28 protein-coding genes are annotated in these 20664 nt (G+C 44.7%); all 28 read left to right on the top strand.

Going from position 1 to position 20664, the window contains the following annotated elements:
- Positions 1-8: 8 nt before the first annotated feature.
- Positions 9-203, top strand: a complete 195-nt coding sequence (locus tag RBI_RS08115; RefSeq protein ID WP_038672235.1) for a hypothetical protein — start codon at positions 9-11, stop codon at positions 201-203.
- A gap of 19 nt (positions 204-222) precedes the next feature.
- Complete coding sequence (locus RBI_RS08110) at positions 223-444, top strand: hypothetical protein (RefSeq protein WP_038672233.1); 222 nt, start codon at positions 223-225, stop codon at positions 442-444.
- Positions 428-853, top strand: coding sequence for a hypothetical protein (locus tag RBI_RS08105; protein WP_038672231.1), 426 nt, complete (start codon positions 428-430; stop codon positions 851-853). The genes RBI_RS08110 and RBI_RS08105 overlap by 17 nt, the downstream gene beginning before the upstream one ends.
- Positions 850-2190, top strand: coding sequence for a ParB/RepB/Spo0J family partition protein (locus tag RBI_RS14165; RefSeq protein WP_051706665.1), 1341 nt, complete (start codon positions 850-852; stop codon positions 2188-2190). The genes RBI_RS08105 and RBI_RS14165 overlap by 4 nt, the downstream gene beginning before the upstream one ends.
- Positions 2190-2363, top strand: coding sequence for a hypothetical protein (locus tag RBI_RS14960; protein WP_158455131.1), 174 nt, complete (start codon positions 2190-2192; stop codon positions 2361-2363). The genes RBI_RS14165 and RBI_RS14960 overlap by 1 nt, the downstream gene beginning before the upstream one ends.
- Positions 2364-2501: 138 nt before the next feature.
- Positions 2502-2840 (top strand): hypothetical protein, encoded by a 339-nt coding sequence (locus RBI_RS08095; protein ID WP_038672230.1) that lies wholly within the window; start codon positions 2502-2504, stop codon positions 2838-2840.
- A gap of 2 nt (positions 2841-2842) precedes the next feature.
- A complete protein-coding gene (locus RBI_RS08090) occupies positions 2843-3244 on the top strand; it encodes an SANT/Myb-like DNA-binding domain-containing protein (protein WP_038672228.1) in 402 nt (133 codons plus the stop codon).
- Positions 3245-3367: 123 nt separating this feature from the next.
- On the top strand, positions 3368-3583 hold the full coding sequence (locus RBI_RS08085) for a hypothetical protein (protein WP_038672226.1): 216 nt from the start codon (positions 3368-3370) through the stop codon (positions 3581-3583).
- On the top strand, positions 3580-3978 hold the full coding sequence (locus RBI_RS08080; RefSeq protein ID WP_038672224.1) for a hypothetical protein: 399 nt from the start codon (positions 3580-3582) through the stop codon (positions 3976-3978). Before RBI_RS08085 ends, RBI_RS08080 begins: the two co-directional genes overlap by 4 nt.
- An 11-nt stretch (positions 3979-3989) precedes the next feature.
- Positions 3990-4532 (top strand): DUF6273 domain-containing protein, encoded by a 543-nt coding sequence (locus RBI_RS14160; protein WP_051706662.1) that lies wholly within the window; start codon positions 3990-3992, stop codon positions 4530-4532.
- A 283-nt stretch (positions 4533-4815) separates the two neighbouring features.
- The gene (locus tag RBI_RS14155) at positions 4816-5631 is read left to right on the top strand and encodes a rolling circle replication-associated protein (RefSeq protein WP_051706660.1); all 816 of its coding nucleotides are present in this window, start codon (positions 4816-4818) and stop codon (positions 5629-5631) included.
- 1 nt (position 5632) lies between these two features.
- Positions 5633-6046, top strand: a complete 414-nt coding sequence (locus tag RBI_RS08065; RefSeq protein ID WP_038672222.1) for a DUF1492 domain-containing protein — start codon at positions 5633-5635, stop codon at positions 6044-6046.
- A 119-nt stretch (positions 6047-6165) separates the two neighbouring features.
- Positions 6166-6507: an HNH endonuclease gene (locus tag RBI_RS15595; RefSeq protein ID WP_081855997.1), complete on the top strand. Its 342-nt coding sequence runs from the start codon at positions 6166-6168 to the stop codon at positions 6505-6507.
- On the top strand, positions 6458-6667 hold the full coding sequence (locus RBI_RS08055) for a hypothetical protein (RefSeq protein ID WP_038672220.1): 210 nt from the start codon (positions 6458-6460) through the stop codon (positions 6665-6667). The genes RBI_RS15595 and RBI_RS08055 overlap by 50 nt, the downstream gene beginning before the upstream one ends.
- Before the next feature lie 140 nt (positions 6668-6807).
- Positions 6808-7176, top strand: a complete 369-nt coding sequence (locus RBI_RS08050) for a hypothetical protein (RefSeq protein WP_051706657.1) — start codon at positions 6808-6810, stop codon at positions 7174-7176.
- Positions 7173-8846: a terminase large subunit gene (locus tag RBI_RS08045; RefSeq protein ID WP_038672218.1), complete on the top strand. Its 1674-nt coding sequence runs from the start codon at positions 7173-7175 to the stop codon at positions 8844-8846. The genes RBI_RS08050 and RBI_RS08045 overlap by 4 nt, the downstream gene beginning before the upstream one ends.
- A gap of 11 nt (positions 8847-8857) precedes the next feature.
- Positions 8858-10099, top strand: a complete 1242-nt coding sequence (locus RBI_RS08040) for a phage portal protein (RefSeq protein ID WP_038672216.1) — start codon at positions 8858-8860, stop codon at positions 10097-10099.
- 2 nt (positions 10100-10101) lie between these two features.
- The gene (locus RBI_RS08035; protein ID WP_038672213.1) at positions 10102-10704 is read left to right on the top strand and encodes an HK97 family phage prohead protease; all 603 of its coding nucleotides are present in this window, start codon (positions 10102-10104) and stop codon (positions 10702-10704) included.
- Positions 10705-10718: 14 nt separating this feature from the next.
- On the top strand, positions 10719-11930 hold the full coding sequence (locus RBI_RS08030) for a phage major capsid protein (protein WP_038672211.1): 1212 nt from the start codon (positions 10719-10721) through the stop codon (positions 11928-11930).
- 20 nt (positions 11931-11950) lie between these two features.
- The gene (locus RBI_RS08025; RefSeq protein WP_051706655.1) at positions 11951-12259 is read left to right on the top strand and encodes a phage head-tail connector protein; all 309 of its coding nucleotides are present in this window, start codon (positions 11951-11953) and stop codon (positions 12257-12259) included.
- A 2-nt stretch (positions 12260-12261) separates the two neighbouring features.
- Positions 12262-12573 (top strand): phage head closure protein, encoded by a 312-nt coding sequence (locus RBI_RS08020; RefSeq protein ID WP_051706652.1) that lies wholly within the window; start codon positions 12262-12264, stop codon positions 12571-12573.
- Positions 12566-13093, top strand: coding sequence for a hypothetical protein (locus RBI_RS08015; protein WP_038672209.1), 528 nt, complete (start codon positions 12566-12568; stop codon positions 13091-13093). The genes RBI_RS08020 and RBI_RS08015 overlap by 8 nt, the downstream gene beginning before the upstream one ends.
- Complete coding sequence (locus RBI_RS08010) at positions 13094-13492, top strand: hypothetical protein (RefSeq protein ID WP_038672207.1); 399 nt, start codon at positions 13094-13096, stop codon at positions 13490-13492.
- Positions 13493-14074, top strand: coding sequence for a hypothetical protein (locus RBI_RS08005; RefSeq protein WP_051706650.1), 582 nt, complete (start codon positions 13493-13495; stop codon positions 14072-14074).
- A 17-nt stretch (positions 14075-14091) separates the two neighbouring features.
- Positions 14092-14457 (top strand): hypothetical protein, encoded by a 366-nt coding sequence (locus RBI_RS08000; protein ID WP_038672205.1) that lies wholly within the window; start codon positions 14092-14094, stop codon positions 14455-14457.
- 340 nt (positions 14458-14797) lie between these two features.
- Entirely contained in the window at positions 14798-16969 is a 2172-nt protein-coding gene (locus RBI_RS07990; protein ID WP_038672201.1) for a phage tail protein, read from the top strand.
- Entirely contained in the window at positions 16966-17694 is a 729-nt protein-coding gene (locus RBI_RS07985; RefSeq protein WP_038672199.1) for a phage tail domain-containing protein, read from the top strand. Before RBI_RS07990 ends, RBI_RS07985 begins: the two co-directional genes overlap by 4 nt.
- Positions 17691-20663 (top strand): phage tail spike protein, encoded by a 2973-nt coding sequence (locus RBI_RS07980; RefSeq protein WP_038672198.1) that lies wholly within the window; start codon positions 17691-17693, stop codon positions 20661-20663. Before RBI_RS07985 ends, RBI_RS07980 begins: the two co-directional genes overlap by 4 nt.
- Position 20664 lies beyond the last annotated feature (1 nt).

Below are 20664 nucleotides of genomic sequence, written 5' to 3'. Positions count from 1 at the left end.
GCGGTGCTATGTCAGACAAACCATTGCATTATAACTTTGATTGCGCCCTCGAGGGCTGCAAAGAATGTGTATATTTTAATCATATGTGTTGTGAGAATTGCTATTATGACGGCAAGTGCGATTTTTGCGCACACGATAGCGATTACAACCATATGAGCTTTAACAGCATATGTAGCTACTGCTCGTGCAGAGCTGAGAAATAAACGAAAGGAGGGCGGAACAATGCCCGATATGATGATAGTTAAAACCGAGAGGCTGAACGTTAAGCCCTCCGACATTCCCTCTCACGTTGCCGACGGTTTCGCTCGGGCAACGCTGCGGGCAGTAGAGCGTTATTTCTCAGACCCCGCCGTTAAGGTAGAGTATGAAAAGTGGCTTGAAAAGCGGCGAAATGATATTTTATGCGAAGTAAATGAGGAGGAAAACCATGAAAACATATATTGACGCTAAGTCTCTGATCGATGAATTGTCAGCAGCGTGTATGCCAATATACGAAAAGGGCATAACGGGTATTCTGGGTGACAACAGCAGTATTGCTGACATAATCAATGAACAACCTGCCGTAGACGTACAAGAAGTGAAACACGGGCGTTGGGTCTACAAGGAACGAACGAAAGTCGTGAACACGGACAATGTCGGCATACTGGAAGGCTATCGCACTATTACCGAAGAAAACATAGACAAAGCAACTATAATTTTAAAAAAACGCATAACGGTCAAAGTACCTTTTTGTTCGTTGTGCGGCGAACACGGCGACAACGAGGGCGACGCAACGCCGTATTGCCCTTGTTGCGGTGCAAGAATGGACAGCGAAAAGCAACATAAAAACAAGAAACGGAGTGATTTCAAATGAAAGTAGTATCAAGAAATGTAGACTTGCCTATTAGCAAGATTTATCCACACCCCGACAATCCACGAAAGGACGTCGGGGACGTATCAGAGCTCGCCGAAAGTATCAAAGCAAACGGCATTTTTCAAAATCTCACGGTAGTAGGAGGCGGCAAAGGTGCGCCGACGGCGGACGATTACACCGTAATTATAGGACACCGCAGGCTTTCAGCAGCTAAGCAAGCAGGCTTAAAGCAAGTTCCTTGTATGGTGGTAGAAATGGACGAGCGAGAGCAGGCGGCAACAATGCTGCTCGAAAATATGCAGCGTTCCGATCTCACCATATATGAGCAAGCACAAGGATTTCAAATGATGTTAGATCTCGGTGAAACGCAAGACGGGATAGCAGAAAAGACAGGTTTCAGTAAGTCAACGATCAGACACCGCCTTAAATTGCTCGAACTTGACCCGGAAGAGTTCGCAAAAGCACAGGAACGGCAAGCTACATTCAGCGACTACATAGAACTTGAAAAGCTGAAAAATCCCGAAAGCAAGACCGAGGCGTTAAAGGCTATCGGCACGTCAAGTTTTAAGTATACGATCGAGCGGCTTATAACCCGTGAGAACGCAGTGGCAAATGCCGAAAAAGTAATGGAATTTCTTGACGGCAAGCTAAAAAAGATACAGTATGACAATAGATTTCAGTATAAGCAAATAGGCTATATGCCTATATCAAAAACGTTGACGGAGGAACGACAAAAGGAAATTGACGACCTTATAGGCAAAGGCGCAAAATATTACACTGTAAGCAGCGTCTCCCCCGAGTATGCGTGGGCGTATATCTATGCCGACGCAGAGCAAGCGGACGATACCGAAAAGCAAAAGCGCACCGAACAAGAGAACCGCCGCCGTGCTCGTGAAGCGAAAATATCCAAACTTGAAAGACAAACGGCGGCACTTCGCAAGGCATTTGTTAAAGAATTTGCAAATCGTGAGTACATTGGCAAAGTAACCGAGGCATTTTTAACAAGCTATTATCTCGACGACATTGATTATGATGAAGTCGCTGAAGTTTTAGGAATCGAGCTCAAAGACAGTGAAAGCTGTGACGATCTTACGAAAAATCCCAACTACAAAAAACAGGTCAAGCAGCACCCCGAAAGCGTTATGCTTGCAATGCTGCTAACGGTTTACGAGGGTACATACAGAACCGCCGTACATGACTTTAACGGCGATTACCGACGAAACGATCAGCTCGGGGAATGGTACGCTATACTAACCCGTGTCGGGTATAGAATGAGCAGCGACGAAATAAAACTACTTTCGGGAGAGCATGAGTGTTTTCGGGAGGAGGCGAAGTAATGGACACTGCAAAGCTTAAAGAGATCGAGGAACAGCTCGAAACGATATACGACGAACTGACAATATTCAAAGGGCGTTACATCGACGAAGATAACGAGGACAACATAGACGAAGCACTCAGCAGCATTCAACAGGCAATAGACGCTGTAGGCTGTTTAAGGAGTGAGCTTTGAGCAGCAACGTTAAGCGCAAGGAGCTGACTTGCAAGGATTGTAAGCATTGCTTTAAGTGCATTGAATGGAGCAGGCTTTACCCGTGCAGAGAGTTTGCTTTATATAAGCCTGGTAACAGAGAAACGGAGAGATTTCACAATGAAAAGAATAACAATCGAAATTCCCGACAGTAAATACGCAAAACTTACGGCGGACGCAGAAAAGCTTATAGCCGTAAAATCAAAGATGTGCCGCTTAGCGGGCGTTGAGTGCCCGAAATACAAAGCGGCGAACATCGTCAAGGAGGCGGCAGAGTTCGGAGCTGTTGAATATGTATCAAATTACATAGAAAACATATCATCTACACTCTCGAAGAAAATTAACCTTCTCGAAAATCATATTGACGGAGAAGCCGAGATAATAGTGCGGGACGCTGCCTCACCTATCAAGCGAATTGTAGCGGCGCTATCCTGCGACAACGAACAGGAGGCTAATTGATTATGATTAAAAAGTGGACTGCCGCCGAGGACAAGCAGGCATTAAAACTCGCAGACAGCGGAAAGAGCCTAGCTGACATCGCCTCGGCTCTTGGAAGAACGGAAAACTCTATTAGAAATAGACTTTACGAACTCAGAAAAGGCAAGAGAGGCTCTGAGAGCCGCCCGTTCCACGTTGTTATTAAGCTTACTGCTGAGCAGTACAGCGAATTGCTCCACGGCGCAGAAACCGCAAAAGAGAACGAGCGCCTTGTAGAGCGTCAAAGATTAACCTATGAGGACTATTGCAGCCTTTACGCTGTATGTCAGAAGCTTTTGAAACAGTACAAAAATCACAGAAACACAAAAGCAGGCTTTGAAGAACTTGAAAGAGAAATGGAGCTGAGAATGCCGTGCCCGTTCTGATTACTATACTGCTAGTCATTGTTGCAATCGTGCTTGCTCTTATCTGCTTTGCGCTCTGTATATGTTCGAGCAAGTTTGAACGCCGATTAGAGCGGCACAAGAAAGAATGGGAGGAGCAGCACTATGACTAGCGAAGAAGCAAAACAAGCGTTTATAAAGCAATGCCCTGTAATTGATCGTAGCTATTCGGCAAGATCAGATGTTCATTATAAATGTATATCGGCATTGATTTATAGAATAATCAACGGCAAGCCCGCTCTTTACGTTGAGCTTGCCGACAAGAATACAAGCAGCGTAACGATAACAAAACCCGATACCGTAAGAGAGGAGATTTTATGAAAACGAAAGTTGTTCCAATGAGGGAATATCCACAAGAGATTGAAGAAACAGTTCAGAAAATCAACAAATGCCTTAATATATCTCTTTTCGATTGGCAGATAGGCTACATTTTTTACAATAAGCCATTGCCAAAGGAAATATCTTTTGCTAGGCGTGCAGGGAAAACACTTGCAGCCGCTCTAAGAATGTGCGTTAGTAAGGCAGAACCGATTTACTTAAGGCGGCGAGATATTGCTCTAGAAGGCACGGAAACGTACAGGGTGTTGTCTTATTTCGCCGATGAAGATGTAGCGAATAAGTACAGAATGGACATTTTCTACGTAACAGCTAAGGAGGTTTACTTCTCTCTGAAAAATATAAAGGGCATAGAACTGCGTGAAATAATATTTGCATAGGAGGAATAACAATGAATGAAATCAAACTAAGACCCGGCGAGGAGTTCGTATATAATGGCATACGTTTTATATGCCTTGACGTTATCGACGGCAACTATTTAGCTATAACCGCTGATTGTTTGTGTGAAAAACGTTTCAACGATAATTACAATGACGGTTGCAACAACTGGAAAACGTCAACGCTCCGTCGCTTTCTCAACGAAGATGTGCTAGAGGAGCATTTCGACGCAAAACACCTTATAAAACAGACATCAGACCTTACTGCGGACAACGGCGATAAAGCTTACGGAACGTGTGAAGATTATATAACGCTGCTCACTTGCGACCAATATCGCAAGTATAGAGATTATGTGCCGTTGTTTGAAGAATGTATGTGGACGCTCACTCCTTGGAGGTGCGACACCGGCTACGCTGACCACGTGCGTGACGTCAACCCGGCAGGTGCTATCTACTTCAGCAATGCGCACGGCAGTGGCGGGCTCGCCCCGGTTTGTCTATTTAATTCTAATAATCTCACATTGCGCCGACAGGCGCAGCTTATACCCGCTGAATAATTTTCCATAATAGAGCGACTGTCTGTCGAAATCAAAGGCAGTCGCTTTTGTGCCCTTTATATATAGTATAAAAAACAAATCGCTCGGTCTGAGCGTTGCAGGGCTTGTAATGGATATTATCTTTATGCACAAAAAAATAAATCTGTTGTGTCTATGGAGAAAGCGGAGGGCGAGGGGGATTGTAAGGGGGAGAGGGAGGAGCTTTCTCTTTAAGGCGGCTAACAAGCCGCCGCTCTTTATCCCCTCTCCCCCTTACCTACACTAAGCGATAGGAGGAATATATATGCGATGTCTGTACAGAGAGAAAAAATATATATGCGGAGAATATATTGACGTAGATATATATCCCGTGTTCTCGACTTCTCGAGGAGGCCGAGGAAAGAAAGCAAAATGTTCATCTGCGGCGCAAGAGAGGCTTAATCAGCATAACCGTGAAAAGAAATTCTCACGGCTTGTTATGACGAACTTCACTAGCTCCGATCTCTGCATACACTTGACCTACAACGGGGATCATTTGCCCGGGAATGATGAAGCGGTCAAGAAACAATTTCGTAATTTCATTGCCCGTCTTAAGCGCTATCGAAAAAAGCACGGCTTGCCGTCGCTGAAATATATGTCGGTAACAGAAAGGGGAAGCAGAAACGGCCGCTATCATCATCATACGATCGTTAATTGTGGTGATATGCCTGCTCCGGTGCTTGTAGAGCTATGGGGGCAAGGCTATGTTGACATTAAGGTTTTGCAATTCGATCAATGCGGCGTTGAGGGGCTATCTCGTTATTTTTGCAAAGGCAGAAAGAAAAAAGCCGCTACGGACGAGGATATAGGAGAAACTATCGGTTACTCCTGGACGTGTTCCCGAAATCTCGACAAACCGATAGAGAGCAAAAGGGACGGGCGCTTGTCCGCTCGAAAAGTGAAAGAGCTTAGTTCGTTCGGAGAATACGACGGAAATTTAGAATACGAAAAGCTCTATCCAGGATATGAATTTTCGCAAGCGAAGCCGTTTTACAATGACATTAACGGCGGATTTTACATATCATTGCGAATGCGCAAAATCACAAACAGAAAGCTAACAAAGAAAATAAGGGGTGAATGATATGAATTATTTTAAGTCAGCCGAACAGTTGCTCGGGTCTATTCCTGCGCTTAACGCAGCGATAGAAAATATCAATGGCCGAGCGAGCCATATCGCACAGGCAAGCACTAAGCCTAAGTATAGCAACGTTAAATCTATCGAACAGTATCTCGAATGTGGGCTCGAGGAAATAGAGCTTAAGCGTTGCTTACAGAGGACGAAGAACCTCATATCTGACATAGAGCGTGTATTGTCGCAGCTCGACGACGAAGAACAAGAGATACTCCGTCTTTGGTATGTTGATAAAAAGCCGAAAGAACAGATACTCGCAGCAATGCACATAGAGTCTTTATCGACCCTTTACAGCCTGCGCAACAAAGCAGTTGCTGACTTTGCACTCAGATACTACGGCGCACCTACGTTGATGTCTATATAGCCGAAAATATTCCGTATGGAAATAATTAAATAATCGCCGTATAATCGTAGTATGGAAACGTGCAGCAATGCACAAGGGTATAGAGCATATTAAGATAAGCGAGGGGTGGGACGCACAATATGCGAGAATTTGCAAAAGATTTTTATAACTCAAAGCCGTGGCGTGAACTGCGAGCTTATGTGTATAAGCGTGATTGCGGCTTATGCGTAAGGTGTGGGGCTCCTGGCGAGATCGTACACCACAAGATACATTTAACGCCTAAGAATATCAATAATCCCTCTATTGCACTAAACGGAGATAACCTCGAACTGCTATGCAGAAATTGTCACGCAATAGAACACGAGGGCACTCTAGCAGTAGATCGAGAGCTTATGTTTGACGTAAACGGAAATTTAGTCAAGAGGTGCAGCAATGAAAGTGCAGGACATAACGATATATGCAACAACAGGAGCAGCGATTGAATATACGGTCATTGCTCACAATGGCATAGAGTTCGAGGACGAGCTATGTGCCGCACTCGAGGAGGGCTGCGTGCTACTCGACACAGTTGACGGAAACAAAGTGATTATCAATCCGCTGACGGCAGTTGCGGTAGAAATTGCCGCCGTGCGTGAGGTCTAAACGGAAGTTTTTTTCTCAAAAACACACCCCCGGGTGCAAAATCGTGAGGTTTATTTTTGAGAACCGCGTATAAGTCATTTTTGAGCCTCCACGGGTGCATATAGACCCCCCTACTCAAACAGAAAGGAGCTGATTTTAAGGTGAATGAGGACGTATTTAAAATAAGAAGAAAAGAGTTAAACAAACTTAAGAATTTGTATAAAAATATGCCGAAAGATAAGCTTAAAATCAACGAGGACTTGATGAAACGGGCTGTTTTTATGCAAGAAAAACTAGCAGAAATGGAGCAGCGCATAGACAGCGACGGGCTGCTTGTATCTATGCCGCAGGGGAATTATAGCATAGATCGTGCACACCCATTGATTTCTCAGTACAATGCTATGGTTAAGAACTACACGACAATCATTAAGCAGCTCAACGAGGTAGTGCCAGCTGCTGACGCCGACAAAGCAGGCGAGGCGCTGTTGCAGTTCGCCATTAAGAAGCCGAAAGGGAAGCAGCAGGCTTGAACTATATCCGTGAATATGTTGAGCTGATTAAACGAGGCAAAATAAAAACCTCCGCACGAGTGCGGAAAGTCTATACACGGTTGCTCAAAGAAATAGATCGTCCACCAAAGAACTTCAAGTATTATTTTGACGAAGAAACAGGCGAACGTCCTATTAGTTTTATAGAAACTTTTTGCAAGCAATCGCAAGGTGACCTCGGAGCGCCGCTCGAGCTTGAACTCTTTCAGCGGGCTTATATTCAAGCTCTTTTTGGTTTTCTCGACAAAGAAACAGGCTATCGCCGTTTTCGAGAAACGATGTTCCTTGTCGGCAGAAAAAACGGCAAAACAACGCTTATGGCGGGCATTGCATTATACTTACTCACCGCTGACTATGAGGGCGCAGCCGAGATATACTCAGTAGCGACTAAGAAAGACCAGGCTCGAAAGGCATTAACAGAAGCGGTCAATATGATTAAGCAAAGCCCCGAATTGCGCGCGGTGTTGAAAAAGCGTCGCAATGATGTATATTTTGCGGCGACAAGCTCGAAATTTGAAGCGCTTGCCTCTGACAGTAACACCCTTGACGGGCTTAACTCGCACGGGGTAATCATCGACGAGCTGCACGCTATCAGAGATAGGAACCTATACGAAGTTATGAAACAATCAACATCTTCACGCCGTCAACCGCTCATTGTGATGATTACAACAGCGGGAACGGTGCGTGAATGCATTTTCGACGATATGTACGAGTACGCCTGTCGAGTAGCTGACGGCGAAGAAGTAGACGAAGCGTTTTTGCCCATTCTCTACGAGTTGGACGAACGTTCGGAATGGCTTGACCCGAAAATGTGGATTAAAGCTAATCCAGGGCTCGGCAAGATCAAGCAAGTTGAAACGCTTAGATCATTCGTCGAGCGAGCCAAGAAAAACCCTGCTGACAGAGCAGGCGTTCTCTGCAAGGACTTTAACGTGCGAGAGAACGGCAGTACGGCGTGGCTGCCTTTCGACGTAATCAACAACGAGGCTACATTTGACCTTGCGGACGTTTACGACACATACGCTATCGGCGGTTGTGACCTATCATCAACGACCGACCTCACTTGCGCTACGTTGCTTATCCGCAAACCGAACGATAAGACAGTATATGTGTTGCAACATTACTTTTTGCCACAAGCCCGAATTGATGAGCTTGCCGACAAAAAGCAACGCAGTGGCGGTCATAGTAACGATGAAGCTCCTTATAAGCTATGGGCTGAAAGAGGATTGCTCACCGCCTGTCAAGGTGCTCGTGTCAATTATAGTGATGTTACAGCGTGGTTTGTACAAATGCGTGAGCAATATAAGATTGACTGTTGGAAATGCGGCTACGACCGGGCGCTTGCCGGCTACTGGGTGGACGAAATGACCGCTAACGGTTTCACAATGGATAAAGTAATTCAAGGAACTTATACATTTTCTCAGCCTATGCGAGAACTCGGAGCGGCGCTGCAAGACAAGCTCGTTAATTATAATAACAATCCCGTGCTTAAATGGTGTCTATCTAACACGGGCAAGAAAGAGCAAGGGCTAAATAACATAATGCCCGTTAAGATTTCCGAAAAGCGAAGAATAGACGGTATGGTATCTCTACTTAATGCCTGGGTGGTATACGTCAGAGATTACGAAGATTATATGTACAACGTAGGGTAGGTGATTTGATAATGCGGAAACGTGGACTTTTTGAGATAATTTTCGGTAAAAACAAAAACGCCAATACAGCCGAACAATATCACTTGCTTAATACCTATCAGACGTTATTTGCACCGTTTTCGGGAAACGCATATGACATAAATACAGTTCGTGCCGCCGTTGACGCTTTCGCCCGCAGATGTGCGGACGTGAGGCCTCGACACATTCGCCGAGGCGAGGGCAAGTTTGCCGATGTTGCTAATAGCCGATATAATAGCTTGCTACAATTCCGACCTAACCCATATACGACGGCGTATAAATTCTATTACCGGCTCGCCACACAATACAAGATATACAATAATGCGTTTGTATATCCTGTATGGAATGCAGCAACAGGCGCCCTCGAGGCGCTGTATAACGTAAACGCAAGCTCTATTGAGCTTATAAACGTCAGCGGCGAACTTTGCTGCAAAATGACGTTTGCGACGGGCAATGTATATACTTTGCCGTATACCGATCTTATTCATATCGGCAGGAATTTCAACGATAACGATATTTTCGGCGATAGTAATAAGCCTATTACCGCCGTACTTGCAACAGCAAATACGTTTAATCAATCTATGGGGAAAATGGCCGAGCTAGTCAGCGTTGTGCGTGGCATTCTGAAAGTGCAGTCAACCACAAAGACAGACGATCTCAACCGCCGCCGTGATGATTTTATCCGTGATAATCTTAAAATGGACAATAACGGAGCGGGCGTTATCGTTACTGACAACAAATACGAATACACGCCTATCACGGACAAGCAAACACCTATCCCGACAGGTCAGCTTGCATACATTAAATCCGAAATATACGATTATTTCGGCGTATCGGAAGAAATCGTACAAAACAAGGAAACACCCGAGCAGGCGTCGTCTTTCTACAATGGTGAGATAGCGCCATTCTACGCACAGCTATCACAGGCTTTCACAAATGGTCTGTTTTCTGCCCGTGAAATGGGTTACGGAAACGAAATTATTTTCGAGGGAAACTCCCTCCAAAACGAAAAGCTCTCCGATAAAACGACCGCCTTAAAGTTTCTCGCTGACATAGGAGCTATTACCGTAGATAACGTACTTTTAGCCTATAATATGTCGCCGCTAGGTGGAGAAGAGGGCGCTCGTCGTGTGCAAACGCTGAATATGGTTAATGCAGACAGAGCCGACGAATATCAGCTCGGAGATAGTTCAGACAATCAACCGCCGCAAGAGGGCGGAGAAGAGGAGGAATAGCAATGCCATTCAAACCAGGAGAACGAGAGTATAGAGTTTTCTCGTCCGTCGCGGCCATTCCGTCTAGCGACGAGAATACGCCTGCGTACCAGGTCAAAGGACGTGCCGTTGTATTTGATAGCCCTACTTGTCTTGCAGAATTTGAGGGCGTCAAGTATTTCGAGATAATCGACCGCAACGCATTCATAGGGTGCGATACATCAGACGTGATTATGAACTATAACCACGGTGGAAAGGTAGTCGCCCGCCTTAGAAATCATACACTTAAGCTTGACTTTAACTCTGAGGGCGTAGACGTGACCGCCAATTTATCGGGAACGGACGAGGGGCGCAAGCTATGGGAAGAAATCAGAGGAGGCTATATTGACAAGATGTCTTTTGCTTTCACGGTAGCGGACGACGGCGAGGAGTACGACGCTGAAACTCATACCAGGAGAGTAACTAAGATAAGAAAGCTATATGATGTCTCAGCGGTGGATATGCCGGCATATGAACAGACGTCAATTTCTGCGAGGAAATCTTTTGAGGCGGAGCGGCAGAAAGATTTTGAAAAACTGGAGCAGGAACGCCGCAGAAAATTAGCAATAGCAATGACTTATATTTAAGAGGAGGAAAAACAATGTTTGAAAAAAGGAAGAGCGAAATCAACCGCCGCAAAGCAGAAATAAGAGAACTGCTTGAAAAAGGCGTTGACGCAGACGGAAACGCAATCAACATCGATAATATCACGGAGGAACTGAGGCAGCTCAACGCCGAGCTTTCAGACCTTGACCGCAGGGCGGCAGCACTCGGCGAGGCAAGCGAAACATCAAGCTCAATCCCTAATCCGTTCGCAGAGCAGCGCAACGAAGGACACGAGACAGAGAGTTCTGAGCCTAGGGCCGTATTAGCCACGCCGGAATATAAATCAGCGTTCGCTAAGACGTTGCTTAATCGCTCTCTGACTGAAAAAGAAAGTAGAGCACTTGACACGGCGCTAACCACTACCGCAACAACATTCGTTGCGCCGAGCGGCTCGGTTGACGGCGTAAATAATGGTGGACTTTTTATTCCAACCGATATGAACCTTTCGTTGCTCGAACATATCGGGCTTGTATCGCCTATTTTCCGTGATGTGTCTAAGACTGCTGTTCCTGGACTTACAAAGTTCCCATATCGTTCAACGATCACAAAGCCTAAGAATGTAAAGGAAAATGCTAAGACACCCGAAACGTCAATCGAATGGAAAGACCTTACGCTGTCTATTTCCGAGATTGCGGCAACTATCCCTGTTTCGTGGAGACTTGAAGCAATGGCTGTCAAGGAATTTATCTCATATCTTATGGGCGAACTCACGGAACAAATGGAAGATAAGAGCGTTACCGAAACTATCTACGGAACAGGCTCAACAGACGATCAGCTCAGCGGTATATCAAAAGACGCTGTTAAGTACGAATACGAGGGAACGGCTCTCGACGCTATCGGCGTAGCTCTCGGCAAGTTCAAGAGCAAAAAGCACCTCGTAGGCGCTAAGATATACGTTTCAAACACTATCATCAACGATATATCGTTCACTAAGGACGCAAATGGAAACTACATCTACACGCCTATCAACGGAGCAGGCATTAAAAGCATTGCTACATATCCTGTCGAGGCTGACCCGTACCTTAATGACGGTGACTTCATCATAGGAAACCTCAGCAGATACTACAAGATGAATGAGCACGAGCGCATTTCTATCACCCGTGACGTGAGCGGTGCTAAGCGCCGCAACGATTACACCGCCTACGGCATATGGAGCGGAGCATTACAGCCCGAAACCGTTGTATACGGCGTGAAGAAAGCGAAGTAGCCTAAAAGGAGTGCTGCATAATGAAAGACAATATATCGGAACAATATGTGATTGCGTTCAGAGCGGCGCTCCGTATCAATCATACTCGCCTTGATGATGAGATCAAAGACATTATATCAGCCGCTCGAGCTGATTTACAGCTCGAGGGCATAAGGCGTGATAAAGTATGTGATGAAGATGACCCGCTTATTAAGCGGGCTATCTCCGCATATGTGAAAGCCGAGTTCGGACTTGATAATGCCGACGCTCCTAAGTATCGTGAAAGTTATGAAATGCTTAAACGCAAGCTTACGCTGAGCGACGAGTATCTTGAAACTAGGGAGGAATAGCTATGCTATGGCGTGATATAGGCTATCTTTGTAAAGCTGTCAAAAAGCTCGACGCTATGAGGCGACCGACCAAAACCGAGTATGAAAAGCGTGAAATCTTCTGCAATGAAAAAGGCATAAAGCGCAATGAGTTCTACCAGGCTCAGACGGCAGGATATAAGCCCGAGCTTTGCGTAGAAATAAAAGCCTCTGAGTATCACAAAGAGGAATATTTCGAGTACGGCGGCGATATGTACCGCATATTGCGTTCGTACCCTACAAAAGCCGAAAACCTTGAAATCATATGCACAGCGTTGGTGAGTGAAAATGTCTGAAAAATCAAAAATAACTTTCGTAGATACGTCACCCGAGGTCAAGAAAGCAATGGCTTCGCTTGCGAAATCTGCATTAAGAGCTAGTGGCAAAGTTATCCGAAAACACGTCCGCAAAGAAGTACCATTACGTACAAAACGTATTAAAAATCATATTGCATCGTGGGTGTTCATTGATAAGAAAACAGGACAACCTCAAATGCAAGTCGGGTTTTATGGGTGGCAAAAAGTAGAGGATAGAGGCAAAGACCCGTCACGCTCATCGCCGTGGTGGATTGAACAAGGTACAAAACCGCACCTTATACATTCGAGCAAGACAATGTACGATAAGAGTACAGCTACGAAGTACGGACACAACGTAAATCACCCTGGACAAGCAGCAACGCACGTGCTTAGAAATTCTGTATACAACAATATTTCCGAGATAAAAGCGGCGCAAGAGGAGTATTTGAAACTGCTTTCGGGTGAAATCGAAAAAGCAAAATCGAAAATCGACGATGAAGACTATGAGGAGGACGACTAAATGTCGGTGTTGTCAAAAAGCTTATTTACGAGCATAGTCGGTATGTTCAATGAGATCATACCCGCATACTTTGAGGACGCCGCACAAGACAACGAGCCTATATACTGCGTAATCAATTCGCCTATACGAACAGGTATCACAGACGAGGACGCAGAACTCATAGCCTTTTATGTCGATGTGTACGGAAACGATAAGCTCTTTGACAATGGAGAAGATATAATCGACGTGTGTGATAACTTGCGAAATATGCTTAATAAGTCAATTATCAAAGCGCCGCAACTAAGCGGGCATTTAAACTTTGAAAAAGAAACGCCGCTGCAAGAGGCGGAGTTTGACATTAATCATCGCCGCCAAGAATGGACGGCAAGAGTATTTTATTACAATAAGGAGGGCGACTAAATGTCAATAGTGAAAAACCTCACAAAAAAAGAAATCGAAAAAATACAGATCGACGAGGGCGTTATAGTCCTTGACTACGGCGAAACCACTGAAAGACCGCTTGCGCCGTGTCGTGGCGGCGGTGAGTTCACGGCGACGGCAACTCTCAGAGATATTGAGTTTGACGGCAGAAACGGCAAGACAGCAGGCTTACAGCCTATCGAAGAACAGGCGGCTAGCCTTAAAGTGACTACTATCTGTATGTCACAGGAGAACTTAAAGCTAGCTATGCCATTCGCACGAATTGAGGGTGACGGCAAAACAATAAAAAATCCGAAAATGGGCGTACCCGAAAGCAGCGACTATCTCAAAAATGTAACGATGTTCTGTCGCACTCTTGACGGCGAGTATAAGAAAATTGTGGTGTATAACGCTATGCACGAGGGTGGCATATCGGCAAAGGCAGTTCAGAAAGCCGAGGGTGAGCTTGCACTCGAATTTGCGGCGCACTACACCGTTGACGATCTTGACGGCGATCTCTGGCAGATAACAGACGTAAGCGAGTTCACAATGCGCAAAGCAGCCGAAGCCTCGCACGCATAAGAACGGAGGAATAAACAATGCTCAATATAAAGTCAATGGCAATTTTGCTCAAAATCACAGCTAAGCTCGACATTAAGCCTGTTATCGACAAGCTTAAGAACCTTGATATATTCGCAGAGGCTAAGTCCCCGGACGAGGCTATGAAACAGCTCACAAAAGAAAAGGCAGCTATAGTAGGTGCAGAAATGTTCGCCGCAATACTGCCTCAGCTCGACAGTGTATCAGATTTTCTCGCTGAGTTCGTAGCGGCTTATAAGGGCGTAAGCGTCGAAGAAGCTGAAAAGCTTGACGCTATCGAGGTAATCAAAGAGCTTATAGGTGATAGCGGCGTTCTGAATTTTTTCAGCTCTGCTCTACGAAAGAAAGTAGAGCAGAGACACTAATACTGCTCAATAAGTATTATTGCTTTGACCTAATAGCAGACTTACCGCTCTCAGAGCTTGAAAGCCTTATAGCAGCCGCTCGGCGTAAAGAGGAACAGGCGGCGAAAGCAGACATAGAAAAAAGGTTGTTTCCGTTGTGGCTAGCCAATGACGCAGTAAGTAAGCTTAAAGGCGCTGATAGTCCTATAAGCTATCAAGAATTTTTGAATAAAACAATAGGTGCAGAACGCACGGAGCGACGCCAATACGCACCCGAGCCCTCAACACATAAGAAAACAGGGCAAGAGATCATAGACGAGTTTATGCCGATAATCGAGGCAGACAGGGGGCGTTAATCAGCGTGGCAAGCATATTCTCTCTTTTCGGTGAAATCTTCATTGACAACAAGAAAGCTAACGAAGAAATAGACAAGACAACACAAAAAGGTGAGAGTGCAGGGTCAAAAATCGGAAAGGCATTCGGAACGATCGGCAAGGCCGCTGTCACAATGGGAACGGCAACTATCGCAGGAGCAACGGCTCTCGGCGGTTCAGCTTATAAAATGGCTATGTCAACAGCCGAACAGGCGGACTACATAGACAAGCTCTCAGAAAGAACAGGGATAAACCGAGAAGAACTGCAAAGGTGGAAACACGCAGCCGATCAAAGCGGTGCTAGTGTAGATAGTTTCAAAAATGGTATCAAGAAAATGACTGATACCATAGATAGCGCTAATCAAGGCTCGGCTACTGCTCAGACTGCATTAGAACGTCTAGGACTGTCTCTTGACGACCTTAACGGAATGACAACAGAGCAGCAATTCGACGCCATAACAGCGGCATTAGCTGATATGGAAGAGGGCGCAGAGCGAAACGCTATCGGAAATGACCTACTAGGCAAAACGTACACGGAAATGCTGCCTCTGCTTAATGCAGGCTCAGACGGTATTAAGGACTTAAAACAAGAAGCCGACGATTTAGGCATAGTAATGTCCGAAGATACAGTTAAGGCGGGTGTTAAGCTCGGTGATACCATAGCTAACGTTAAAGACGCACTCAACGGGTTTAAAAATCAAATAGGAGCGGCGGCAATTCCTATAATACAGAAATTCGCCGATATGCTTATAGCGGGCTTGCCGAAGGTACAATCTCTCGTAGAACAGCTTGTTCCTGTTGTTACAGAAGTATTTGATAGTGCTATACCGCCCTTATTTGAACTGGCGAAAACAATCTTTCCGATTCTATTAACTGCGATACAAACGCTATTGCCTCCACTACAAAGCATTATACAAGCCGTTCTGCCTGTTTTCGTAACGTTCATTCAACAGCTTGTGCCACCATTGCTTGAAGTTGCACAAACTGTCCTGCCGTCGGTGGTATCGCTGATAACGGACGTTATACCGATATTCATGCAGATACTTGAAACTATACTGCCGGTACTTATAGAGCTTTTACAAGCTATTCTGCCGACAGCAATACAAATAGTTGAAACAATTCTGCCTGTAATTCTACAAGTTGCGCAGTCACTCTTGCCGATATTAGTTCAAATTGTAGACACAGTAATGCCGCTGTTGATTGAGCTCATTAACGCTATATTGCCGCTTGCAATGCAGATTATAGAGGCTATATTGCCTGTATTATTGCAGTTATTTGACGCTCTTATGCCGTTTATTCAATCGGTGGTAGACAATATATTGCCCGTACTGATAGAGCTTATAAACTCAGTATTGCCGCTTGTTACAGAGATAATAAACGCTATACTGCCTGTACTTATCGACTTACTTAACACGTTACTGCCTGCATTGCAGCCGTTGCTTGACTTGCTCGTAACTATCCTTGAACCGATCACAACGCTTCTTGAAAGCTTGTTGCCGCCGCTTATGGACGTTATCAAGTATTTGTTCGAGGCACTATTACCTCCTCTTGAGGCGGCTTTCAAAGCGGTATCAAGCACTATCAGTGACCGATTTAAGGGCGCATTTGAAAGTATTAAAACAGTATTCAATAGTGCCAAGGAGATTTTTAATAGCATTATTGATTTCGTCAAGAATGTTTTTACTGGAAATTGGCGTGGTGCATGGCAAAACATTGTAGACATATTCGGCAACATTTTTTCGGGTATTGGAGAACTCTTCAAAGCTCCGATAAACTGGATCATAGACGGTATAAACGGCTTTATAAATGGTATCAACTCGCTAGAGATACCCGACTGGGTGCCGGGTGTCGGTGGATATAGCCTTAATATTCCTAATATATCAAGGCTGCGAATAGGTCTTGACTATGTGCCGTATGATGAATACCCTGCGCTGCTGCACAAGGGCGAACAGGTACTCACAGCCTCAGAGCGTGAAGAATACCAGGAGCGGAAAAGCTCTACCGCTCAAACAGAAAGTAAACCGCAAGTAAATGTTAATGTTTCTGTCAATATTGAGAACATCGAGAATAAGACAGAAAAGGATATAGACGAATTTATAGAGTATATCCTACAACAAATAGAAGAAATAATTAAAAGAAAGGGAGCTGTTTTCGGTTGAGTGTAAAATTACCGTTTTTATATTTCAAGGGAAAGAGCTCCCTTGATTTTAACTTAATAATCAAAAGCAAAGGCTCATACAATGCGCCTGCAAGAGATGTGACGTTTACAAGTGTTCCAGGACGAAACGGCGACCTTATTCAAGACAACGGTCGCTATCTTAATGTAACAATCCCCTATGAACTATGTTTGGTTAAGCGTGACGCAAGGGGCTTTGACGAGCTCGTGAGTGAGGTCAAGAACTGGCTGCTCTCTGATAGCAGGTACGCTCAGCTTTGGGATAGCTACGATGTAAGATATTTTAGATATGGCGCATATAGCGGTGGTGTAGACATTAAAGAGGAGCTACGAAATTACGGAGAATGTTCTATAAGTTTTAACTGCAAGCCGTATCGCTATTCATTCGAGGGTCAAACTGCTGTCGAAATACCAAGCGGCGGCGCAACGCTAGAAAATGCGGAAATGCTCGCCGCAAAGCCATATATCAAGATATACGGCAGCGGTAATATTTCATTGCATATAAACTCAGACACATTCACCTTTGAAAATGTGTCCGACTACATCGAAATAGACAGCGAAACAATGAACGCATACAAGGGTCATAGTTTGCAAAACAACGTAATGAGCGGTGACGGTTTCCCGATACTTTCTCCAGGTACTAACGCTATAAGCTTTACTGGCTCAGTAACAAAAGCCGAAATCGTGCCAAGGTGGTGTACGTTATGATACCTATTTTATATGATAAATCAGAGGAAAATTTCACAAGAAACGGCATAGGTTTTCTTACCGACGTTATATCGTGCGAAGTCACCGAAGAAAGAAACGGCTCGTATGAGCTGTCAATCAGCTATCCTATAACGGGCAATATATATGCGTACATAAACGAGGGCAACATCATCAAATGTAAGGCTAATGACACAAGCGACCCTCAGTTGTTCCGTATATATAGTTGCTCAAAGCCACTTAACGGCATTGTATCAATTAAAGCAGAGCATATAAGCTACGATCTCAACGGCATACCGATTGCAGAGCTTAAGCTTAAATCGGCTACCGCTCAAATGGCTATCACAAAAGCTATATCTGACGGTGCTTTCGAGAGCAAGTTTAAAGCATTAAGCGATATAGCGACGCTCAATACTATTGACCTTTCCGAGCCGTGTTCAATCAGAGCTGCCCTCGGGGGTCAACAAGGCTCGGTGCTTGATATATGGGGCGGCGAGTACGAGTTTGATAATTACGTTATAAAGCTACACTCACATAGAGGCTCAGACACGGGCGTAACGATCGAGTACGGCAAGAACTTAACTGACATTAAGCAAGATAAAAATATAACAGCAACGTATACTCACATAATGCCATATGCTACTTACACAGAGCAGAAAGACGACGGCAACGGTAAAACTACATCAGAGGACAAATTTGTATATCTCAAAGACAAAGTATTGCCGATCAATGAGGCGGCGGAACTCGGACATAAAAAGGCGTATATCATAAATCTTTCCGATCAATTTTCAGCGGGCGACGAGATAACACCGGCAACACTCCGCACAAAAGCGGAAACGTATTTGAAAGCACACACAAGCCTCGGAGTTCCGAGCGTAAGCATTACTGCCTCTTTTGTTTCGTTGTGGCAGACTGAGGAATACAAAAATATTGCGCCGCTTGAAAAAGTTAAGCTCTGCGATACTGTAACCGTTAAATTCGCAAAGCTCGGCGTATCAGCAAAAGCCAAGGTAATTAAGACTGTATATGACGTATTAGCCGAGAAATACAAGTCAATCGAGCTCGGTGACGCTAAGAGCAACTTTGCTCAAACTGTCTTAGACCAGAATAAGGCAATAGCGGGAATTACTACGCTTGTGAAAAAGGGGCTTGCAAATGCGTCAACAGAGCTCAAAGAGGCCATAAAAAATGCGACAAACCTTATAACAGGTAACAGTGGCGGCTATGTAGTTTTACACCCTGCGGAAAGCCCGCAGGAAATACTTATACTTGATAGCCCCGACATTGAAAGCGCCGTCCGTGTTTGGCGCTGGAACTCAGCGGGCTTAGGCTACTCAAAAAACGGGTATAACGGCGATTATGGGCTTGCTATAACAATGAACGGCGCAATAGTAGCAGACTTCATAACGGTGGGCACACTTAATGGAGCACTCCTTGCGGCTGATAGCGTACAGGCGAACGCCATATCTCAGAGTTTTAAAAAATCCATTGAGGACAACATAACCGGCGCAAAAGAAAGCGTCGAGCAGGCTTTCAAGCTTGCGGACGAAGAGTTAAAAAGCACGATCACAACGAGCTACACTGACGCCATATCAACGGCTGAAAGCTCACTCAAAACGCTTATAAGTCAAACTGCTGATAGTATTACATTATCCGTAAGCCAAACTCTTGAAAGCTACGCTAAGACAGAGGACGTAACAGCAGCTATCGAAGTATCAGAAAACAATATAACACAAACTGTAAGCACGACATACGCCACGAAAGCTACTGTCAACAATATGCAGTCGACAATGAATACTATGCAATCGTCGATAACGCAGAACTCGCAGAGCATATCTCTTAAGGTGAGCAAGTCTAATCTTGTATCCGAGATAAATCAATCAGCAGGAACGATCAAGCTTACTTCTAACAGGTTTGTTGTTGAAAGCGACAATTTTAAGCTCACCGCCAATGGAACTATAACGGCAAAAAGTGCAACGTTAAACAGTGCAACGATTACAGGATCTCTTACAACCGCAACTACCGATTTAACGTACTTATATGTGCACGGAAATCAGCTTGAATTTTTCAGAGATAATAAACGACTTGCATATATCACCCCTGTTGGGTATAGCAACACTTACTATCAACTTGGAATTATGGCTTCGGGTAATTATCATGGCATAACCCTAGGTGGTGCATATGATAACGGCTGGGAAACATATTATAAGTGCAATATTCAAAGTGCGGCAACTGATATGGATTGCAGGCATTATTTCTATGGCGATATTAAGTTTGGCAACGGAAAAATCAAAAGTTTGCTTAATTTTGATGATAATGTCGGCGTTGCATGGGGAGGGAACACGGGGCTTAGGTACTGGAGCAACAACGCAACATACGGAGCGGGATTATATCTCGGTATTAACGCTAATAGCTGTAACACTTACGTTGTCGGAAACTCAATAACAATGCGGTGTGACACCTGGGTGCAAAATCACAGTCTTTATATTCGGAAAGGTTATCTTGATATCGACGACGGCTGCGGGATATGCTGCACAGGAACGATAGCGTTTAGGTGGGTCAATGGTAATGGCTTATTTGTTGGTATGGACGCTTATAGCCTCAAACTTGTGGGCTCAAACATCTATGCTAACGGCTCGCCCGTTGCCGTAACGTCCGACGAACGAAAAAAAGAAAATATCGTTCCACTTTCCGAACGATATTTAAGCGTTATAAAAAATATAACGCCTGTATCGTTCAATTATACAAGCGATATAGCGTTAAGCGGCAGGACGCACACAGGCTTCACCGCACAGAATGTACTTGAAGCTATGAAAACAGCAGGCATTAGCGCCTCTGAGTTCGCTGCATTCGTTGATGTAGACGGCGACGGGAAAGAATATGCGCTCAGATACGAGGAATTTGTACCGCTGTTGCTAGCATACATTAAAGACCTCGAAAACAGAATAATCAATATCGAAAAGGCGGGATAAT

The sequence above is a fragment of the Ruminococcus bicirculans (ex Wegman et al. 2014) genome, assembly GCF_000723465.1.
GTDB classification, from domain to species: domain Bacteria; phylum Bacillota; class Clostridia; order Oscillospirales; family Ruminococcaceae; genus Hominimerdicola; species Hominimerdicola aceti.
This window is presented reverse-complemented; position numbering and strand designations above follow the sequence as displayed.

Bases quoted from the DNA above. Each gene is read 5' to 3' on its own strand.
- RBI_RS08115 (WP_038672235.1), top strand. From the start codon at position 9: ATGTCAGACAAACCATTGCATTATAACTTTGATTGCGCCCTCGAGGGC.
- RBI_RS08110 (WP_038672233.1), top strand. From the start codon at position 223: ATGCCCGATATGATGATAGTTAAAACCGAGAGGCTGAACGTTAAGCCC.
- RBI_RS08105 (WP_038672231.1), top strand. From the start codon at position 428: ATGAAAACATATATTGACGCTAAGTCTCTGATCGATGAATTGTCAGCA.
- RBI_RS14165 (WP_051706665.1), top strand. From the start codon at position 850: ATGAAAGTAGTATCAAGAAATGTAGACTTGCCTATTAGCAAGATTTAT.
- RBI_RS14960 (WP_158455131.1), top strand. From the start codon at position 2,190: ATGGACACTGCAAAGCTTAAAGAGATCGAGGAACAGCTCGAAACGATA.
- RBI_RS08095 (WP_038672230.1), top strand. From the start codon at position 2,502: ATGAAAAGAATAACAATCGAAATTCCCGACAGTAAATACGCAAAACTT.
- RBI_RS08090 (WP_038672228.1), top strand. From the start codon at position 2,843: ATGATTAAAAAGTGGACTGCCGCCGAGGACAAGCAGGCATTAAAACTC.
- RBI_RS08085 (WP_038672226.1), top strand. From the start codon at position 3,368: ATGACTAGCGAAGAAGCAAAACAAGCGTTTATAAAGCAATGCCCTGTA.
- RBI_RS08080 (WP_038672224.1), top strand. From the start codon at position 3,580: ATGAAAACGAAAGTTGTTCCAATGAGGGAATATCCACAAGAGATTGAA.
- RBI_RS14160 (WP_051706662.1), top strand. From the start codon at position 3,990: ATGAATGAAATCAAACTAAGACCCGGCGAGGAGTTCGTATATAATGGC.
- RBI_RS14155 (WP_051706660.1), top strand. From the start codon at position 4,816: ATGCGATGTCTGTACAGAGAGAAAAAATATATATGCGGAGAATATATT.
- RBI_RS08065 (WP_038672222.1), top strand. From the start codon at position 5,633: ATGAATTATTTTAAGTCAGCCGAACAGTTGCTCGGGTCTATTCCTGCG.
- RBI_RS15595 (WP_081855997.1), top strand. From the start codon at position 6,166: ATGCGAGAATTTGCAAAAGATTTTTATAACTCAAAGCCGTGGCGTGAA.
- RBI_RS08055 (WP_038672220.1), top strand. From the start codon at position 6,458: ATGAAAGTGCAGGACATAACGATATATGCAACAACAGGAGCAGCGATT.
- RBI_RS08040 (WP_038672216.1), top strand. From the start codon at position 8,858: ATGCGGAAACGTGGACTTTTTGAGATAATTTTCGGTAAAAACAAAAAC.
- RBI_RS08035 (WP_038672213.1), top strand. From the start codon at position 10,102: ATGCCATTCAAACCAGGAGAACGAGAGTATAGAGTTTTCTCGTCCGTC.
- RBI_RS08030 (WP_038672211.1), top strand. From the start codon at position 10,719: ATGTTTGAAAAAAGGAAGAGCGAAATCAACCGCCGCAAAGCAGAAATA.
- RBI_RS08025 (WP_051706655.1), top strand. From the start codon at position 11,951: ATGAAAGACAATATATCGGAACAATATGTGATTGCGTTCAGAGCGGCG.
- RBI_RS08020 (WP_051706652.1), top strand. From the start codon at position 12,262: ATGCTATGGCGTGATATAGGCTATCTTTGTAAAGCTGTCAAAAAGCTC.
- RBI_RS08015 (WP_038672209.1), top strand. From the start codon at position 12,566: ATGTCTGAAAAATCAAAAATAACTTTCGTAGATACGTCACCCGAGGTC.
- RBI_RS08010 (WP_038672207.1), top strand. From the start codon at position 13,094: ATGTCGGTGTTGTCAAAAAGCTTATTTACGAGCATAGTCGGTATGTTC.
- RBI_RS08005 (WP_051706650.1), top strand. From the start codon at position 13,493: ATGTCAATAGTGAAAAACCTCACAAAAAAAGAAATCGAAAAAATACAG.
- RBI_RS08000 (WP_038672205.1), top strand. From the start codon at position 14,092: ATGCTCAATATAAAGTCAATGGCAATTTTGCTCAAAATCACAGCTAAG.
- RBI_RS07980 (WP_038672198.1), top strand. From the start codon at position 17,691: ATGATACCTATTTTATATGATAAATCAGAGGAAAATTTCACAAGAAAC.